Source organism: Microbacterium hominis (genome assembly GCF_013282805.1).
In the GTDB taxonomy this organism is placed as follows: domain Bacteria; phylum Actinomycetota; class Actinomycetes; order Actinomycetales; family Microbacteriaceae; genus Microbacterium; species Microbacterium hominis_B.
Genome location: NZ_CP054038.1, coordinates 847,206 through 864,025 on the forward strand (window position 1 = coordinate 847,206; position 16,820 = coordinate 864,025).

The following is a 16,820-nucleotide window of genomic DNA, read 5'->3' on the forward strand; positions in this document are numbered from 1 at the left end:
GGGCGCGTGGGAACAGACCCGTGGACGCGCTCGATCGAGGAACGGAGAGGGCATGACGGTGCTGGCGATCGGCGACATCGGTGTGGTGTCGGGGATGATGCACATCGGCGACGAGGCCATGTTCGAGGCGGCGCGCGACGAACTCGCGGCGCGAGCGGTCGGGATCATCGGGGTCTCGTCGGCGCCGGCGGAGTCCGCCGCCCGGTACGGCGTGCCGATGGTCGCGCGTCTCGGGTTCGCGGGACTCGACCGCTCGGCGGCCGAAGAGCGCACCCGCGTGCTGGTGGATGCCGCAGCCGGCCGCGTGCGGCTGGCCGACGACGATCCCGCCCGGGGCGTTCTCGCCGCGCTCGACGAGGTGACCGGCCTGCTCAACGCCGGGGGCGGGAACCTCGCGTCGCGGTGGCCGGTGCACATCTTCGAGCGGACCGCGCTCGCCGCCATGGCCCGCGAGCGGGGTCTGCCGCTCGTGGTCACGGGGCAGACGTTCGGCCCCGATCTGGAGGACGGTGACGACGAGCGGGTCGCCTCGCTCGTACGGTCGGCTGCTCTCGTGAGCGTGCGCGAATCGATCTCCGGCGCGCTCGTGCGGTCGTGGGGCGTGCCGGTGGTCGAGGGCGTCGACGATGCGTCCTTCCTCGGCTGGCCCGACGGAGGGGCCGCGGTGGCGACTGGGGTGGGTGCCGGGGTGGATGCCGCGGTGGTGACGGGGGTGGTTGCCCGGGTGGCGACTGGGGTGGATGCCGCGCCCGTCGTCGTCAGCCTGTCGGGCTGGTTCGCCGGCCGCCCGGCCGACGACGTCGAGGAGCGCATCGCCCGTTTGCTCGACCACGCCGTGCGCACGGTCGGGCCCGTGGCCTTCCACGCCCACTTCGGCCCGCTCGACCCCGCGGCGGAGCCCGCGGGCGACAGCGCCCTGCACGAGCGGGTGCGTGCCCGCATGAGCGAGCCCAGCACGGTCGTGCCGACCGGCGACTCCCTCGGGGCTGCCCGGCTCGCGCGTTCGGCGCGCCTGCTCATCACGAGCAGGTACCACCCGGCGGTGTTCGCGGCGCCCGCCGGCGTGCCGGTCGTGGCGCTCGCTGCAGACGACTACACGCGCATCAAGCTGACCGGCGCGCTCGCGCACTGGGGGCAGTCCAGTGTGCTCGATCTCGACGATCTCCCGTCCGACTCGATCGACCGGGCCCGCGCGCAGCGGGAGGCGATCGCGTCGGCCGCCGCCGACCGGTTCACCGGACTGCGCGGCGACGCGGCGGAGTGGTGGGATGCCGTCGCCGACGCACTGAATCCGGCCGCTGCCGGCGCAGGCTCTCGCGCACGGCGCGTCGATGTAACACGCTAGGCGTATGGCACGCCTTGGCACCGACGCCGCTGTCGACCTCGCCCGCATCCGGGAGCAGCTCTCCTCCACCGACGCCGACTTCCAGCGACGCGTCGACGAGCAGTTCCCGCGGCTGCACGGTCTCTTCCAGACGCTGTACGGCGAACATGACGCCGGGTTCGACCAGCTGGCCGGTGTGATCGCCGACGCCGCGGCATCCTGGAACACCCGCCCGCAGGATCTGCGGGCGCTCGATGCCCAGCGCGAGCACGACCCCGGCTGGTACGGCTCGAACCGCATGCTGGGCGGGGTCTGCTACGTCGACCGGTACGGGATGGACCTCACCGGCATCCGCGCGCGCATCCCGCAGTTCGTCGACCTCGGCCTCACCTACCTGCATCTCATGCCGCTGTACGCCGTGCCCGAGGGGAACTCCGACGGCGGGTACGCGGTGTCGAGCTACCGCGATGTCGATCCCCGCCTCGGCACCATCGACGACCTGCAGGCTCTCGCGTCGGAGCTGCGCGGGCACGGCATCTCGCTCGTGCTGGACTTCATCTTCAACCACACCGCGAGCAACCACGAGTGGGCGCAGCGCGCGGTCGCGGGTGACCCCGACTTCAGCGACTTCTACCTGATCTTCCCCGACCGCGAGATGCCCGATGCGTACGAGCGCACGGTGCGGGAGATCTTCCCCGACGACCATCCCGGTTCGTTCGTGCCGCTCCCCGACGGGCGGTGGATCTGGGCGACCTTCCACACCTTCCAATGGGACCTCAACTACGCGAATCCCGCGGTGTTCCGCGCCATGGCGAGCGAGATGCTCTTCCTCGCGAACCTCGGCGTCGAGGTGCTGCGGATGGATGCCGTCGCGTTCATCTGGAAGCGCCTGGGAACCGCGTGCGAGTCCCTGCCCGAGGCGCACCTGCTGCTGCAGGCGTTCAACGCGGTGCTGCGCATCGCCGCGCCCGCGCTGCTGTTCAAGTCGGAGGCGATCGTGCACCCCGACGAGGTGGTCGAGTACATCTCCCTCGAGGAGTGCCAGATCTCCTACAACCCGCTGCAGATGGCGCTCACGTGGGAGGCGCTCGCGACCCGCAATCCGCAGCTGCTCGCGCAGGCGCTGGAGCGCCGTCATGCCCTCGCTCCGGGATGCGCGTGGGTGAACTACGTGCGCGGCCACGACGACATCGGCTGGACGTTCGCCGACGAGGATGCCGCGGAGTTCGGCATCAACGGCTTCGATCACCGCCGGTTCTTGAACTCCTTCTACGTGAACCGGTTCCCGGGCAGCTTCGCGCGCGGGGTGCCGTTCCAGGAGAACCCGCGCACCGGCGACGCCCGGGTCGCCGGCACGACCGCGTCGCTCGCGGGCATCGAGGCCGGTGACCCGCACGGCGTGGACCGGGTGCTGCTCGCCCACGCGATCGCGCTGTCGACCGGCGGCATCCCGCTCATCTACCTCGGCGACGAGGTCGCGCAGCTGAACGACTACTCCTACCTCGACGATCCCGATCTGGCGGGCGACAGCCGGTGGGTGAACCGGCCCTGGTACCCCGCGGCGGACTATCTGCACCGCGACGACCCGTCGACGCCCGCCGGCGCCGTCTACGCCGGCCTCACGCGCCTGATCGCGGTGCGGCAGGCGACGCCCGAGTTCGCGGTGGGGCCGCTGATCGGGTTCGACGCGAAGCATCCGCACGTGCTCGGGTACCAGCGGGTGCAGGATGCTGCTGAGGCGGACGGGTCTGTCGTGCTGGTGCTGGCGAACTTCGGGGATGAGGCTGCGACCGTCGATGCGCTGACGCTGTCGGGGTTCGACGGCGAGGCGGTCGAGCTCATCAGCGATCGGGTCATCTCGCTGAGGCAGGGACTCACGCTGGAGGCCTGTCACGTGATGTGGCTGCGGGTCACGCCGCGGGGTGCCGGCGCGTGATCGGGTCGCGCCGGATGTGAGGATGGGGGTGTGACCGCGTCCGAGATCCCGAACTCACCCGTGTCGGACGACCCACCGGCGACCCGCCGCATCGAGCTGACACTGACGCGTCCGTGGTTCGCGCTCTACGCGGGCATCCGGCCGACCGTCGTGGTGGCGGGGCGCGGACATCCCGTGCAGTGGGGCGTCGGCACGTGGCAGCTGCCCGCCGATGGCGCCGCGGCCATCGGCGTGTTCCTCTTCAACCGGGTGTGGCGCTTCGGCGAGTCCGAGCTGGTCGTGCGACCCGAGGACCCACCCGCGATCGCGTATCGGGCTCCCGCTCTGCCCTTCGGGCGGGGACAGCTGCGCGTGACCGCGCCGCGCCGCGACTGAGCACGGGCGGAGCTCGTCTGACGGTGAGCCGCGCCGCGGGCAGGGCGGGACGCGCCGCCGCGCTTCAGCCCTTGGAAGCGTCCACCTCGAACGCGTCGCGGTCGAGCAGTTCCCACACCTCGACCACGGCATCCGCCTCGAACCTCAGGAAGAACATGTGCTCGACGGCGACGGTGCGCCCTGTCGGCGGTGCGCCGCGCCAGGGGCCATCGTTCGTCCCGTGCAGAGTCGCGCGGATCGCGGCGTGGTCGCCGGATGCCACGACCGTATGCACCTCGAACCGGAAGTCCGAGAACGCGTCGTGCCAGCCGGCGATGATGTCGCGCACCGCGTCGAGGTCGAGCTGCCGGTCGACCTCGCCCACATGCAGCCGCACGTACTGCAGTGCGTCACCGACGCGCGAGTAGTCCTGCCGATTCCAGCCCTCTTCGAAGACGGCTCGGGCGAGCGTGGCGCGGTCCATGGGTTCGACGGTAGTCCGCCGCCCGCGGGCGTGCGGGCATCGGGAGGAGTCGCTCGGGGCGCCGGAGACTCTCAGCTGCGGTCGACCGCGAGCCCGGGAGTCTCCGGACGGTAGTCGTCGAGCCGCCCGAACGGCGGCTGCGCCGAGAGGTGCTCGACGGCGGCGGAGCCCACACGGCAGGCGATCTCCAGCGCCGCTGCGGGCGTCTCTTCTGACAGCATCGCGACCACGATGGCCGCGGTGAATGCGTCGCCGGCTCCCACCGTGCTGCGCACCGCGGCAGGGGCGACGCCGGAGGCCCGGGCGATGACCGTGCCGTGTTCGCGCAGCTCCGCGCCCTCGGCCCCGAGGGTGACGGCGACCAGGCGCGCGCGGGCGAGCTCGGGCATAAGCGCGTACTCGGACTCGTTCACCACGAACAGATCCACGCGTTCCACGAGATCGTCGGGCAGGGGATGAGCGGGCGCCGCGTTCACCGCGACGAACCCGGGTGTGGATGCCACGACCCGCCGCACCACGTCGAACGGCACCTCGAGCTGCAGTAGCACGGCTTCGTCGTCGATGATCGCGAGGGCCGCGGCATCCACCTCGGCGTTCGCTCCGGGGCAGACGACGATGCTGTTCTCCCCGGCGGCGTCGACCATGATGACGGCCGTGCCGGTCGGCGCGTCGACCTTCGTGACACCCGCCGCATCGACGCCGGCGGATTCGAGAGCGCCGATCAGCAGATCGCCGTCGCCGTCGTTCCCGACGCAGCCGAGCATGCGGGTGCGCGCGCCCAGGCGAGCGGCCGCAGCGGCCTGGTTCGCCCCTTTGCCGCCGGGTTCCCGGCGAAGCACGCCGTCGCCGATGGTCTCGCCGGGCTGCGGCAGGCGCGCCGCGGTCGCCACGATGTCGACGTTGAGCGAGCCGACCACCGCGAGGCGCGCCCGGCTGGTCATCGCGCCGCTTCGGTCGTCGCTCCGAGGCCGGCGCGTTCGATCGCGGCGACGATCCGCGCACCGACGGCCGACCCGTCGAGTCCGGTCACCACGCGCGCCGAACCGTCACCGGCGGTGAACGTGCTCCGGCCCGCGGCGTCGCCGTCGCGCTCGACGGTCACGATCCCGAGGGGCGAGAACTCGAACAGCTCCGGCTCGATCAGCGTCAGTACGGCCACGGGGTCGTGGGGCACGTTCCACTCCTCGTTCCAGAACTTCCACCACTGCTCGATCTCGGCCACGAGGATCGCGCCCAGCTCGCCGGCGGCACCGATGCGGGCGAGTTCGTCGCGACGGATCTCGACCTGACGCGTGGCCTCGAGCCCGGTGATCGTCATCGGGATGCCGGAGGCGAACACGATCTCCGCCGCGTGGGTGTCGCTGCGGAAGTTGTGCTCCGGCTCCTGGCTCGTGAACGCCCCGCCCATGATCCACAAGTGTCGCACCGCGGTCGCGAAGCGCGCATCGGCGGTGATCGCCGCGGCGATGTTCGTCAGGGGGCCGATCGCGATCACGTCGATCTCGCCGGGGTGCGCGACGACCTGCTCGACGAGGTAGTCGATCGCGTCGGTCGCCTCCACCGTCTCGCGCTCGAGGCCTTCGTAGAGCCCGCCCTCGTGGCCGGCCCACCAGACCTCACGGCCCGACAGCGGCGTCGTGCGTCCGACGTGCACGGGGATCTCGCGGCCCGCGAGGTGGCCGAGGCGACGGGCCAGGCGCGCCCGCAGCAGGGTGTCGCCGTAGACGGTGGTCACGCCGATCAGGTCGACTTCGGGGTGGCCGAGCAGCTGGCTCAGGGCCATGGCGTCGTCGACATCGGATCCGATGTCGGTGTCGAGGATGACTCGGTGGGCAGCGCGCATGGCTGCGCTCCTTTCGGGATGCGTGGGATCAGGCGGTCGCGGAGACCGCGCGACTCACTTGATGCCGGTCGTGGAGACGGACTGGATGAAGTACCGCTGGAATCCGAGGATGATCGCGAGCGGAATGAGGATGAGGATCATGGATGCCGCGAACAGCAGGCCGTAGTCGACCGCGAACTGACCCTGGAGGTTCGACAGGGCGACCGGTCCGACGATGTGCGCGCTGTCGGTTCCCATGAGGAGCGGCCAGACGTAGGCCTGCCACTGGAAGAGGAACAGCATGAGTCCCGCGCCGATGAGCGCCGGCACCGACAGCGGCAGGTAGATGCGGCGGAACACGCCCCACCAACCCAGGCCGTCCAGTCGCGCCGCCTCGACGAGCTCCTCCGGGATCGCCAGGAAGAACGTGCGCAGCAGGAAGATCGCCATGCCGTTGCCGAGGCCCGGGAGGATCAGCCCGGTGAAGGTGTTCTGCAGGTTCCACTCGCGGAACATCCCGGCCAGCGGGATCGCGATCGCGTCGAACGGGATGAGGAACGACAGGATGATCACCGAGAACAGCACGGCGCGACCGCGGAAGCGGAACGCCGACAGCCCGAAGGCCGCGGTGGCGCAGATCGCGAGACCGATGACGACGGTGACGAGGCTGACGAACAGCGAGTTGCCGATCGCTCGCGCCAGGTCGGTGTCGAACAGCGCCAGGTAGTTGTCCAGTGTGGGCGTCAGCGTGAAGAACGTCTGCCAGCTGAGCGGATTGAGGTAGCTGAACGTCTCGTCTCCGGGGCGGAGCGAATTGACGAACGACCACCACAGGGGGATCAGGAACGCGATTCCGACGACGGCCGTCGCGAAGGTGACGAAGGCGCGCATGACCCAGCGGCGCGGGGTGCGGCGCGTGCCGGCAACAGACAGGGCCATCTCAGTCCTCCGACTTCAGCAGGCGGAACTGCACGGCGACGATCGCGATCGTGATGAGCACGAGGATCACGACCTCGGCCTGGGCGCGGTTGAGGTCGCCCAGGGTGTAGGCACGCGTGAAGATGTCGTACATCAGCAGGTTGGTCGAGCCCTCCGGACCGCCCTTGGTCAGGATCTGGATCGGCGCGAAGACGAGCAGGTTCGAGACCGTGTCGGCGACGAGCACGAAGGCGAGGGGCCGGCGCACGAGCGGGAAGGTGATCGTCCAGAGCTGGCGCCACGCAGAGGCGCCGTCGAGCGAGGCCGCCTCGTAGTACTCGTTCGGGATGTCGTTGATCCCGGCGATCAGGAACATCATCCAGTACCCGACGCCGATCCACGACAGCAGCACCATGATCGACGCCAGCGACTGCTGCGGTGAGGTGAGGAAGGGCTGCGCGGGGATGCCGAAGAGGTCGAGGAACGCGTTGGCCAGACCGTCGGGCCGGTAGATGACGCTCCAGATGACGGCGGAGACGGCGGGCGGGATGGCGATCGGCAGGATGACGAGCGAGCGCCAGAACTTCGAGCCGCGTGTGCGGCGGGTGTAGAGCACGGCGAGCAGGAACGCGGTCGCGACCTGCAGCGGGTTCACGAGGAGCGTGAACAGGAGCGTCACGCCGACGGCGTTCTGGAAGTCGGGGTTCGTGGCGAGGTCGACGTAGTTTCCGAGCCCGACGAACTGGGTGCCGCCGAGCAGGCTCGTGCGGAAGAGGCTGTCCCACAGCGCGACCGCCGCGGGCGCGAGGCGCAGCACGACGAGGGCGACCAGCGCCGGGGCGAGGAAGGCGAGCGAGATCAGGGCGGGATGCTGCCGGAGCGGCCGCTTCGCGCGTGTTCCCGGGCGCCCGGTGCGGACGCGCGTGTCGCGCGCGTCCGCACCGGTCGACTGGAGAGTCATCGCAAGTTGCTCCAGGCATCCTCGATCTGCGCGGTCGCCTGCTCGAGGCGGTCCGCAGCCGGCGATCCATTGCGGATGTCGGCGAAGGCCTTGTTCATGGCCGACTCGAACTGCACGTAGCCGACCGAGACGGGGCGGGCCACCGCGGTGGTGTCGACCTCGTAGGTGATGAGGTCGGCGACGCCGGCGGAGTGCTCGCCGCCCTGCTCCTCGAAGCCCGGAAGGAACTCGGCCGCGGCCTCGCTGTTCGCGGGGATGCTTGCCGTGACCTCGACGGTCGCGAGGTTGCCGGCCGGGTTGAGCGCCGCGAACTCGAGGAACTGGCGCGCGGCATCCTTGTTCTTCGAAGCCGTGTTGATGCCCCACGACCATGAGCCGGTCGGGGTCGCGATCTCGCCGCCGTCGAAGGACGGCATCGGGGCGACGCCCCAGTCGAAGTCGACGTCGGCCGAGAAACGGCCGACGTCCCACGGGCCGCCGACGAAGAAGGTCACGTTGCCGTCCATGAAGACGGGCGAGGTCTGGAAGCCGCCGACGCCGCGCGGCGAGAGGCCGCTGGCGAAGGTATCGCCGTACCAGGTCATCGCCTCTTCCCAGCCGTCGTTGGTGACATCGACCGAGAGCATGTCGTCACCGGTGATGCCGGAGCCGCCGCCGAGCGACTCGGCCAGGGGCTGGAGCTGGTAGTACGCCTCGACCTGCTCGAAGAGGAGGCCGTACTGCATGCCGCCCTCCTGGGTGGCGCGGCCCGCGTCGGCGACCTGCTCCCAGGTCCAGCGGTCGGCCGGGTCGACCGACGGCGCGTCGATGCCGGCGGCGGTGAGCGCATCGCGGTTGAAGAACAGCATCTGGGTGGAGTTCCAGATCGAGAGCGCCCAGAGCTTGTCCTCGTAGACGTTGGTCTCGTACATCGCGGGGGAGGTGGCGGCCTGCGCCTCGTCCTGCAGGTCGCTCAGGTCTTCGAGGAATCCCTGGGCGGCGATCTGCGAGATGTTGGGCTGGTCGACGGCGTAGACGTCGATCGAGTCGTCCTTGGCGCCCAGGCGCTGCTGCAGCGTGCTGGAGTACTGGTCGAACGGCACCTGGGTGTAGGTGATCGTGATGTCGGGGTGCTCCGCCTCGAACGCGTCGATGATGGGCGCGAAGGTAGCCGGGTCCTCCGGACCGAGGAAGTTCACCGTCCCCGAGGCGGACGCGGCGTCTTCGCTCGCCGAGCAGCCGCTCAGCACGAGCGCGGCGGCTGTGGCGCCCGCGAGGAACAGAAGTGATCGCTTCATTGGGAGTGCACCTTTCCTGCAGTGTAACCCGTCGATCTAAGCGGATAGACGAATCGGTTAGATGGAACTATAAGCACGATCGACACACCCGCGCAACAACGGGATCGGCGGGGGAACAGGGTGTTAGCATGGCCGGGATCTAACCGGTTAGCGAGCAAGGGGGCTGATATGGCGACCGGACGCGACGTCGCGAAGCTGGCGGGCACCTCCACCGCCGTCGTCAGCTACGTGTTCAACAACGGTCCCCGCAACGTCTCCGCCGAGACGCGGGCGAAGGTTCTCGCCGCTGCCGAGAAGCTGAACTACCACCCCAACGCGCTCGCCCGTGCGCTGAGCTTCGGGCGCACGGCCTCGGTCGGACTCATCGTGCCCGACATCGCGAACCCGTTCTTCGGCGAGCTCGCGAGGGCCCTCGAAGACGCCGCGATCTCGCGCGGCGACCTCCTCCTCATCGGCGACTCCGCACTCGATGTCGACCGCGAGGCACAGATCGTCGCGGCCTTCGTCGAGCGCCGAGTCGACTCCGTCGTGATGGTCTCGCTTCACGAGCATCCCGATTTCAGCGCCTTCACGCGCGCCGGCATCCCGATCGTCGCGTTGCACCCGGTGGATGCCGCCTCCCCGGCGTCTTCGGTCACGATCGACTACGACGCCGCATCCCGGGCTGCCGCCGAGCACATGATCGGCCACGGCTACGAGACGATCGCGCTGCTGAACGGACCGAGCGAATCGGTGGGAGCCGGCCATCACCGCCGCGGATTCGCCGCTGCGGTCGCCGCCGGGGTCGCCGCCGGGGGAGCATCGATCCGGACCACCGAGGTCAACTCGGCGACCTCACGGGCGGATGCCGCAACCATGGCTCTGGATTGGCTGGTCACGCCCGACCGCCCCCGGGCCGTGATCTGCGCCACCGACGAGCAGGCGTACGGTGTGCTCCACGCTGCCCACCGTCTCGGCTTGCGGGTTCCTCAAGACCTCGCCGTCATGGGCTTCGACGGCACCGAGCACTCGGCCTACGCCGTGCCCGCCCTGAGCACTGTTCGCCAGCCGATCCCGCTCATCGCGGAACGCGCCGTCGGGCTCCTGCGCGACGCGGAGTCGGGGCCGGTCCATGAGGTGCTCGGGCATGAGCTCGAGCTGCGGGAGTCCTGCGGATGCCATGACGAGGCCGGTAGCGCCCACCGGTAGTTGACGAAAGGCATCGGGGGTCTTGGTGGGGGTTGGCGAGGGTGGAAAACCGCGGAATTCCGCGGATTTTGGGTGGTCGCCGATTGGCGCGACACGCCGTGCGCTGAGAATTCTGCGGACTTTTTGCGGACTGGAGCGGGTGGCTGGGAGCCGGGGCCGGCAGGTCATCCACAGAGGGAACTCCGGCCTGCTGGCATCGACAGTCAGTGTCGGCCGCGTGACGTAGCCACGTAGTTCGACCTCGTCTGGATGGTTCAGAAGCCGCGCGGGTTCGACCGATTCTGGAGATAGCCCCGCTCGCTGCAAAGGTCTTGCCAGGCCTCTTCGTTGACCTGCCTGAAGTTGCGTCCGCGCACACGACAGATGTGGCTCCACCCGTCGCGGCTGACCAGATCTTCCGACGGGACCGACCCGCTGTTGATGGCGCGCACGATCTGCGCGTCACTCCAACTCGTGATGCTCATGACTCTCCTCAACCGGCACAGCTAGCGCCGCGCGAACAGCTCGAACTTCTGGGCAAGCCGGTCTCGGTCGGGATGCGCGGCGCGGCTCGACGGAAGTCGGATCGGCCTTCCGTGCATGTCCTGCAGGCCATGTCGAAGCATTGGCCCATCGATCTCGTCGAGCAGCTCCTGGTCGATCCGGACTTCGAAGTCCGCCGTTATGCCCATCAACGAGCGGTCATACGCGGCGTGATGGATCTTGCACATCGCCAGCCCATTCGTGACGTGGGCGACTCCGTGCTCCTCTGCGTCAGGAATGATGTGTGCCGCGTCCAGCAGCTCAGAGTGCCTAATGTCGCACACCGTGCACGCGCCTGAATACGCGTGCAGCACTCGAGCACGGAAGATCGGTTGGTGGAGTCGGGTGCGCACGATCGACTCGGCGTACCGCCGCTTCTGCTCGTCGTACGAACCCGGATCTCCGAGGAACGTGAGTGCTTGATCGAGGGGGAAGCGCACGACCCGAGCGACGGGGTCGTTGTGGGCGATCACGATCGGGTAGTACGGAATGTAGAACCCCTCCCGCACCGCGCGGAAGTAAACCAAGGGATCACCGTTGGCCCAGGCTCGCACGAGCTTTGTGTTGTCGCCGCCCTCACCCTCGCGATAGTGATAGGTAACCCATCCGTCGTCTGACTCGTAGTCGGAATACTTGTTTGCCTTCCATCCCGACATGATCGACAGCGTCGACGAGAAGGTCGCGGGGTTGCGGATCCCCTTGCCCCGATCGAGCAACGGAATGTGCTGGTCGCCAAAGTGGTATCCGCGAAGCACCGAGCTGTGGATTTCGTATCCACCCTGGCCAATGAATTGCTCATCAAGCCAACGGAAGATGTCGGCACGTATCGCGAGCTCCTCCTCGCGGCTTCGCATCACGCAATCCCTGTGACCGTGAAGCCCAGCTCAGCGAGCCGACCGGCGGCGCCCATCCTGCCGCCACTGAACTCATCTGATGTCAGTGCCGTGCCATGCTGATACCCGTAGGCAACCCCAAAGATCGCCTTGGAGTCGTAGCTGCCGTGCTCGGTCGTGAGCATGTACTGACGTGCCGGCCCGAAGCCGTACTTGTGGAGAAACTCGTCCCGTCCGATCCGGTCAAACTCTTCAAGGGCCTGATGGACTGCCGAGCGATCGGTGAGGGCAGAGTATCGCGACACGTCCCCAAATCTAGACCCTGAGCTCCAGCGTTCGAACGGGGTCTACAGCCTGTCAATCCATGTGTCTTCCTCGCGGTCGTCCCACGAGTTGCCGGTCGTTAGGCGACCCGAAGTCTGCACGCGCCGATTGAGGGCACCGATCAGCCGATGGGCGGTCGCCGCGTCCAGCTCGCCGACCCGAGAGATTCGGACGCCGGTGAGTTCGGCCGTGACCTCGAACTGCCGCGCGGCGGTAGAGATGTCCAGTCGCGAGAACAGCTCCCGGATCTCGGACCGTTGGCCCTCCGTCATCGGAAGCCGGCGAACGCTGGCCGACTCCGTGTTGTCATTGTCATCGAAGACCGACAGCAGATCGCTCATCTTTCCATTCTGGATCGTGACCCCGCTAGATCGAGATGAGGTGATCAAGCGAGGTGAGCACGACCAATCGGTCCTGTGCTCTGGTAGCGCCGGCGTAGATCAGGTCAGGCAGCCGTGCGCTCGTCCCCGAGATGTCAGTCAAGATGATTGCCGGCGCCTCCATTCCCTTGAACTCGTGAATCGTCCCCCAGCGGATGTACGAGGTATCCCGAATGCCCGAACCCAGCGTCGACACCGAAGTCTTTTGCTCTGTTGCCCGCTTCGCCGCGGAGTCCCGGTATGGCGCGAGGATGACAACGTCCTTCGGTCCGTATCCTTCGGCGCGTAGTCCACGCACCACGTCATCAAGCATGTTGACTTCGTCGGCCTTCGACGAGAAGAGCCGGACGTCGACGGCGTCGCCGGCTACAGCATCCCGACGGAACGCCTTGCAGATGCCTGAACGGCCGCTCGCTCGCTCAGCCCACTCGCCAATTTCGCGCCTGTTCCGGCAGTTGGTGTCGAGATCAATCGGGACAATGCCTGGCACGCGGCGTTCGATCGTTTCGCGCCCGTCGTCGATCCCGCTCCGAAAGATGTTCTGGTGCGAGAAGTCACCGAGCATGAGCATCCGACCCTCGCTGAGACCGCCGGCGAGCACGGCGTCCAGAAAGTCGAGGTTGAGGTCGGACGCAATGTCTTGGGCCTCGTCGACGATGAGGTAGTCGTACGGCGGGGCGAAGTCTGATTCGGTTGCCTTCTCGAGCGCGGCGAGCGGCAGCTCGGTGTTGTACCAGTCGGCGCTCCCGTTCGCCGACGACGTGACTCCACCGACACGCTCCATCTCGGCGTGGAGACGTATGGCCGTGACACCGCCGACGTCGGCGAGAGCCGATTGCAGGTGACCTTCGAGGAGGCGGTTGAACATGACCACGAGCACCCGCTCGCCCGCGCTAGCGTGTCGTCGTGCGGCCTCCGCGGCGATGTAGGTCTTTCCCGTTCCTGCCGGTCCCTCGACGAGCACCCTTGGAACCCGACCGATCAGGTCGAGCGTGCGGACCTGATCAGCGGTAAACGACGTCAGCTCTAGCTCCCGGCGCCGTCTGATCTCAGCCGGCTTGATCTCCGTAGTGAAGGTGGGGGAAAGTACATCCCGGATTCGGTGGACGCGCTCCAACGATGGCTCACCGGCGACGTGGTTGTACCCAACGCGCTTCGTCGCAATGTCTCGGTCTAGCGATGTGAGTACGCGCCGCACGGCGCTCGCGGGATGGGCGAGGTCGCCCGCGTCAAGCACAGCCCACTCCTGCCAGCCGATCGCCGGTGGAATGTTCTGCTTCGCGATCGCCGTGAACCATACTGCGTATCCGGCCGGGAATGCGACGGGCTCGAGTGAGCGCTGCCGAAGGAACTGAACAATGCTGTGGAACTCGCCGCTGGCCTGCGCGAACGGCGAGCGATCAGTCCAGTCGTCGTTGCCAAGCTTCCACCTGCCCGACACATCCGTCTGGATGCGGAGATGAGACTTAACCTCGATCACCAGGATGCCGGCACCTGGCGCCATGACGACGAAGTCGGCCTCACCCTCCCGCTGGGTGACGTGTCGACCAATCGCGAGGGAGTGGAAAACAGTCCAGTCGTCGGTGCCGGGGGCGTCGCGGAGCGCAGCGAATGCTGCTTTCTCCCCGGGCGCCGCGTCGTCGGAGATCGCCGGCGGAATCATGCGCGCCACATCTACCGCCGCACCCAAAGTTTGCTCACGATGCCGAATCCTTGCAGAGGAGTCGGACATCGCAGTGCTTGCACTTCTCCTTCGTGGGTGCCGGTGCAAAAGTCAGCGAGCGCAGGCCCGAGGCCGCCGCCTGCACTCGTACCTCCGCAGCCGCGATCGCACCATCAGAGACATCTACCGAGTGACGCGCCCCTTGCCCCATGTCGTGCACGAATCCCGCCGAGACCGTCAAACCCTCACGTCGGCCCGCGTCCGCATAGATCTGCAGCTGAAGGGGTTCGATCTCGGGCCCTGTCGCGGTCTTGTAGTCGACGATTGCGAGATTTGAGGGGACTCCATCGTGCTCGTCGTAGATGACGTCGGCGCGCCCCGCGACGACGACCCCGTCGAGGAACAGCTCGAAGGGCCGCTCCGTTGCCCACGTCCGCAGGAACTCCTCGGGGTGGCTATCGAGGTATGTCTGCACGAGCGCACGGGCACGCGCCTTCATCAGTCTGTGTGCCGGCTTGTTGGCGAATGGCAGAAAGAAGTCCGAGTCGACCAGTGCGTCGATGTCGGATGCCGAGGGCATCTCTCCGGTGTCCTTCGTACGTTCCGCGAGCACGCGCATCACGTGGTGGACCGCGTTGCCGTAACCCAGCTCATCGCGAACGGGGGGAAGGAACCCGAGCCGTGATCGCAAGAGGTAGCTGCGCCCGCAGGCGAGGTAGGCAGCTACGTCGCTGTAACTCAGTTGCAGGTCAGGGGACTCGATCGACTTTGCATCGAAGGAATCGGCGCTGCCTCCGACGCCGGCAATCGCGCGCGCCGACTCAAGGTACGGTGACGGCGCGGCGGACTGCTTGGTGACTCGTGCGTGTGACGAGAGCGAGACCCAATCGCGCGCGCGCGTCACGGCGACGTAGAACAACCGTCGTTCGTCGGCGTCCGATCCCTCGTAGCGTGAGGCATCGAACATCTCCCGCGGCAGCAGCCACGTTTGCTGGGAGCCAGTCCTCATCGAGGGGAATCGTTTCTTGGTGAGCGACGGCAGGAACACGACCGGCCATTCGAGACCTTTCGCGCCGTGCACCGTTCCCAGGGCGACTGCGTCGCCAGCCAGGTCCTCCTCGCCATCGAAGTCGTCGTACTCTCCCGACGCGTAGTTCACCATAAGGATGGCGAGGCTCTTGTAGTACCAGGGTGTCCAAGCGGTGCCGACCTGTTCGCCGGGGTTCGCCGTGTCCCGACGTGATCGACGCTGTACGGATTCGTAATCCGCGAGCACCTGCGTGAACCGGGCGATAGTGCCGAGGGCGTTGCGAACCAGAAGGTCGTCGAGGTTCCACTCTTTAACGCCGAGAAGGCCGAGCAGCGCATAGAGGTCACCGATCAGATCTACCGACGACGATGTCGCCGAGGCCCGCGCCTTCCACGAAGTCAGGTGATGGCGGACGAGTTGCAGTGAGCGCCGGTTGAGCGTGAACGCGCGCACGACTGCGAGCACGACCTCGTCGAGCGTGACGTCGATGCGAGCCTTGGTACCGGCGAATTTCCACTGCAGATCGGCGAGCCATGCGTACACCGAGCCCAGCGCGTCAGCGGCGGGTTGCTCGAAGAGTCCGGTGCGTCCACCCGGCTGAACGGGGATTCCATGCGCCGCGAAGGCGTCCATGATCCTCGGGTACGCGGCCTTGCCGCGCACGAGCACAGCGATGGACCGAAACGGTACGCCGCTCGCGTTGAGTTCGACAATGCTCTTGGCCAGGTCTGACGCCTCGTCAGCTTCGGTGCCCGTACCTACGCTGATCTTCACCGACTCGCCGGATGCGGGTCGGGACGGCAGCATCTCTTTGTCGAGCCGACCGGGAATCGACCCCGCGAACTCGTTTGCGAGCGCAACGATCCCCGGCCGCGAGCGACGGTTGGTGAGCAAGCGGAACTGCGCGACGTCCGGGTAGCGCTCGGTGAACGTCACAATGTTGTCTACCGCTGATCCGCGCCACTGATAGATCGCCTGATCGTCATCGCCGACGACCACCAGATCCGCACGCCCCGTCGGTGATGCGAGCAGCGAGATCAGCCGCTCCTGAGCGGGGTTGATGTCTTGGTACTCGTCGACGATGAGGTGCTCGACAACCGCAGTGACGGCAGCGTGGATCGTTGGCTGCTCGAGTGCCCGGACGGCCTGAACGATCTGCTGGCCGAAGGTCAGCACGCGATAGCGGTCGAGCGTCGCGTAGTAGTCCCGAACGGCATCCTTGAAGTCGCCGTCCGGAAGCGCGTCGACGTCGATCAACTCGTTCTCCAGAACGTCGACGCTTCGCAGAAAGTTCTTGATGCCGTCGAAGAGACCGCGCCCGAATCGCTTAAGGTTCAAGCGGCTGCCCTCGCGGGACATCAGCGCGACGAGTTGATTCTCGTCAACGAGTGAGTACGCCTCGAAGTGCGGGTCGTAGGTCTGGAGCAGCCGGAAGCAGTACGCGTGGATGGTGCTTACCTGAAGTTGGCCGAGCTTGTCGCCCGCGGAATGCCCCACACGGGCCGTCACCCGCTGCCGGATGCGTTCCTTGAGCTCTGCCGCAGCCTTCTCGGTGAACGTGAACGCAACGATCGAGCGAGGTTCGACACCCGTCGCGATGAGGTCGGCGACGCGTTGCGAGACCACCTCTGTCTTGCCCGAGCCAGCGGCGGCGATGATCTGGATGTGGCCGCCGCGGTGAGCGACGGCATCCGCAGCGTCGCCCTCGAGGGTCGGGATGTCAGTTTCGTTGGCGTCCACAGTGTCTGTCACGATAGCGGGAGCGTTGCCGGAACTCCGTCATCGGTTCGCCGATGTCGGAGGT

General features: G+C 67.6%; 16 protein-coding genes. 4 read left to right on the forward strand and 12 right to left on the reverse strand.

Going from position 1 to position 16,820, the window contains the following annotated elements:
• Positions 1–52: 52 nt before the first annotated feature.
• From HQM25_RS03620 to HQM25_RS03630, 3 genes are read left to right on the forward strand one after another with little or no spacing between them, the layout of a single operon-like run.
• Positions 53–1,345: a polysaccharide pyruvyl transferase family protein gene (locus tag HQM25_RS03620; RefSeq protein ID WP_172989003.1), complete on the forward strand. Its 1,293-nt coding sequence runs from the start codon at positions 53–55 to the stop codon at positions 1,343–1,345.
• 4 nt (positions 1,346–1,349) lie between these two features.
• Positions 1,350–3,260, forward strand: a complete 1,911-nt coding sequence (locus HQM25_RS03625; RefSeq protein WP_172989004.1) for an amylosucrase — start codon at positions 1,350–1,352, stop codon at positions 3,258–3,260.
• 30 nt (positions 3,261–3,290) lie between these two features.
• A complete protein-coding gene (locus HQM25_RS03630) occupies positions 3,291–3,635 on the forward strand; it encodes a hypothetical protein (RefSeq protein ID WP_254359536.1) in 345 nt (114 codons plus the stop codon).
• Between the two features lie 64 nt (positions 3,636–3,699).
• Here the strand turns inward: HQM25_RS03630 and HQM25_RS03635 are convergent, their stop codons facing one another.
• From HQM25_RS03635 to HQM25_RS03660, 6 genes are all read right to left on the reverse strand, one after another.
• Positions 3,700–4,098 (reverse strand): ester cyclase, encoded by a 399-nt coding sequence (locus tag HQM25_RS03635; protein ID WP_172989005.1) that lies wholly within the window; start codon positions 4,096–4,098, stop codon positions 3,700–3,702.
• A gap of 71 nt (positions 4,099–4,169) precedes the next feature.
• Positions 4,170–5,039 (reverse strand): ribokinase, encoded by an 870-nt coding sequence (locus HQM25_RS03640; protein WP_172989006.1) that lies wholly within the window; start codon positions 5,037–5,039, stop codon positions 4,170–4,172.
• A complete protein-coding gene (locus HQM25_RS03645; RefSeq protein ID WP_172989007.1) occupies positions 5,036–5,941 on the reverse strand; it encodes a nucleoside hydrolase in 906 nt (301 codons plus the stop codon). The genes HQM25_RS03640 and HQM25_RS03645 overlap by 4 nt, the downstream gene beginning before the upstream one ends.
• 54 nt (positions 5,942–5,995) lie before the next feature.
• Complete coding sequence (locus HQM25_RS03650; RefSeq protein ID WP_172989008.1) at positions 5,996–6,859, reverse strand: carbohydrate ABC transporter permease; 864 nt, start codon at positions 6,857–6,859, stop codon at positions 5,996–5,998.
• A 1-nt stretch (position 6,860) separates the two neighbouring features.
• Positions 6,861–7,799, reverse strand: a complete 939-nt coding sequence (locus HQM25_RS03655) for a carbohydrate ABC transporter permease (RefSeq protein WP_172989009.1) — start codon at positions 7,797–7,799, stop codon at positions 6,861–6,863.
• Entirely contained in the window at positions 7,796–9,076 is a 1,281-nt protein-coding gene (locus tag HQM25_RS03660; protein WP_172989010.1) for a sugar ABC transporter substrate-binding protein, read from the reverse strand. Before HQM25_RS03660 ends, HQM25_RS03655 begins: the two co-directional genes overlap by 4 nt.
• A gap of 168 nt (positions 9,077–9,244) precedes the next feature.
• Between HQM25_RS03660 and HQM25_RS03665 the strand changes: the two genes are divergently transcribed.
• Positions 9,245–10,264: a LacI family DNA-binding transcriptional regulator gene (locus HQM25_RS03665; RefSeq protein WP_172989011.1), complete on the forward strand. Its 1,020-nt coding sequence runs from the start codon at positions 9,245–9,247 to the stop codon at positions 10,262–10,264.
• 254 nt (positions 10,265–10,518) lie between these two features.
• On the opposite strand, the gene HQM25_RS03670 is transcribed toward HQM25_RS03665, so the two are convergent.
• The 6 genes from HQM25_RS03670 to HQM25_RS03695 are packed head-to-tail and all read right to left on the reverse strand — an operon-like array spanning position 10,519 to position 16,768.
• Positions 10,519–10,728: a hypothetical protein gene (locus HQM25_RS03670; protein WP_172989012.1), complete on the reverse strand. Its 210-nt coding sequence runs from the start codon at positions 10,726–10,728 to the stop codon at positions 10,519–10,521.
• Positions 10,729–10,749: 21 nt separating this feature from the next.
• The gene (locus HQM25_RS03675) at positions 10,750–11,640 is read right to left on the reverse strand and encodes an HNH endonuclease (RefSeq protein ID WP_172989013.1); all 891 of its coding nucleotides are present in this window, start codon (positions 11,638–11,640) and stop codon (positions 10,750–10,752) included.
• Positions 11,640–11,924, reverse strand: coding sequence for a hypothetical protein (locus tag HQM25_RS03680; RefSeq protein ID WP_172989014.1), 285 nt, complete (start codon positions 11,922–11,924; stop codon positions 11,640–11,642). Before HQM25_RS03680 ends, HQM25_RS03675 begins: the two co-directional genes overlap by 1 nt.
• A 42-nt stretch (positions 11,925–11,966) precedes the next feature.
• Positions 11,967–12,284 carry a hypothetical protein gene (locus HQM25_RS03685; RefSeq protein ID WP_172989015.1) on the reverse strand — a complete coding sequence of 106 codons (318 nt, stop codon included), beginning with the start codon at positions 12,282–12,284 and terminating at the stop codon, positions 11,967–11,969.
• A gap of 25 nt (positions 12,285–12,309) precedes the next feature.
• Positions 12,310–13,986, reverse strand: coding sequence for a nuclease-related domain-containing DEAD/DEAH box helicase (locus HQM25_RS03690; protein WP_172989016.1), 1,677 nt, complete (start codon positions 13,984–13,986; stop codon positions 12,310–12,312).
• A 34-nt stretch (positions 13,987–14,020) separates the two neighbouring features.
• On the reverse strand, positions 14,021–16,768 hold the full coding sequence (locus HQM25_RS03695; protein ID WP_217275192.1) for an ATP-dependent helicase: 2,748 nt from the start codon (positions 16,766–16,768) through the stop codon (positions 14,021–14,023).
• Between the last annotated feature and the right edge of the window lie 52 nt (positions 16,769–16,820).

What these genes read in the sequence shown, in the direction of transcription:
- HQM25_RS03620 (WP_172989003.1), top strand. Translation starts at nt 53, where the DNA reads ATGACGGTGCTGGCGATCGGCGACATCGGTGTGGTGTCGGGGATGATG.
- HQM25_RS03625 (WP_172989004.1), top strand. Translation starts at nt 1,350, where the DNA reads ATGGCACGCCTTGGCACCGACGCCGCTGTCGACCTCGCCCGCATCCGG.
- HQM25_RS03635 (WP_172989005.1), bottom strand. Translation starts at nt 4,098, where the DNA reads ATGGACCGCGCCACGCTCGCCCGAGCCGTCTTCGAAGAGGGCTGGAAT.
- HQM25_RS03640 (WP_172989006.1), bottom strand. Translation starts at nt 5,039, where the DNA reads ATGACCAGCCGGGCGCGCCTCGCGGTGGTCGGCTCGCTCAACGTCGAC.
- HQM25_RS03645 (WP_172989007.1), bottom strand. Translation starts at nt 5,941, where the DNA reads ATGCGCGCTGCCCACCGAGTCATCCTCGACACCGACATCGGATCCGAT.
- HQM25_RS03650 (WP_172989008.1), bottom strand. Translation starts at nt 6,859, where the DNA reads ATGGCCCTGTCTGTTGCCGGCACGCGCCGCACCCCGCGCCGCTGGGTC.
- HQM25_RS03655 (WP_172989009.1), bottom strand. Translation starts at nt 7,799, where the DNA reads ATGACTCTCCAGTCGACCGGTGCGGACGCGCGCGACACGCGCGTCCGC.
- HQM25_RS03660 (WP_172989010.1), bottom strand. Translation starts at nt 9,076, where the DNA reads ATGAAGCGATCACTTCTGTTCCTCGCGGGCGCCACAGCCGCCGCGCTC.
- HQM25_RS03665 (WP_172989011.1), top strand. Translation starts at nt 9,245, where the DNA reads ATGGCGACCGGACGCGACGTCGCGAAGCTGGCGGGCACCTCCACCGCC.
- HQM25_RS03670 (WP_172989012.1), bottom strand. Translation starts at nt 10,728, where the DNA reads ATGAGCATCACGAGTTGGAGTGACGCGCAGATCGTGCGCGCCATCAAC.
- HQM25_RS03675 (WP_172989013.1), bottom strand. Translation starts at nt 11,640, where the DNA reads ATGCGAAGCCGCGAGGAGGAGCTCGCGATACGTGCCGACATCTTCCGT.
- HQM25_RS03685 (WP_172989015.1), bottom strand. Translation starts at nt 12,284, where the DNA reads ATGAGCGATCTGCTGTCGGTCTTCGATGACAATGACAACACGGAGTCG.
- HQM25_RS03690 (WP_172989016.1), bottom strand. Translation starts at nt 13,986, where the DNA reads ATGATTCCGCCGGCGATCTCCGACGACGCGGCGCCCGGGGAGAAAGCA.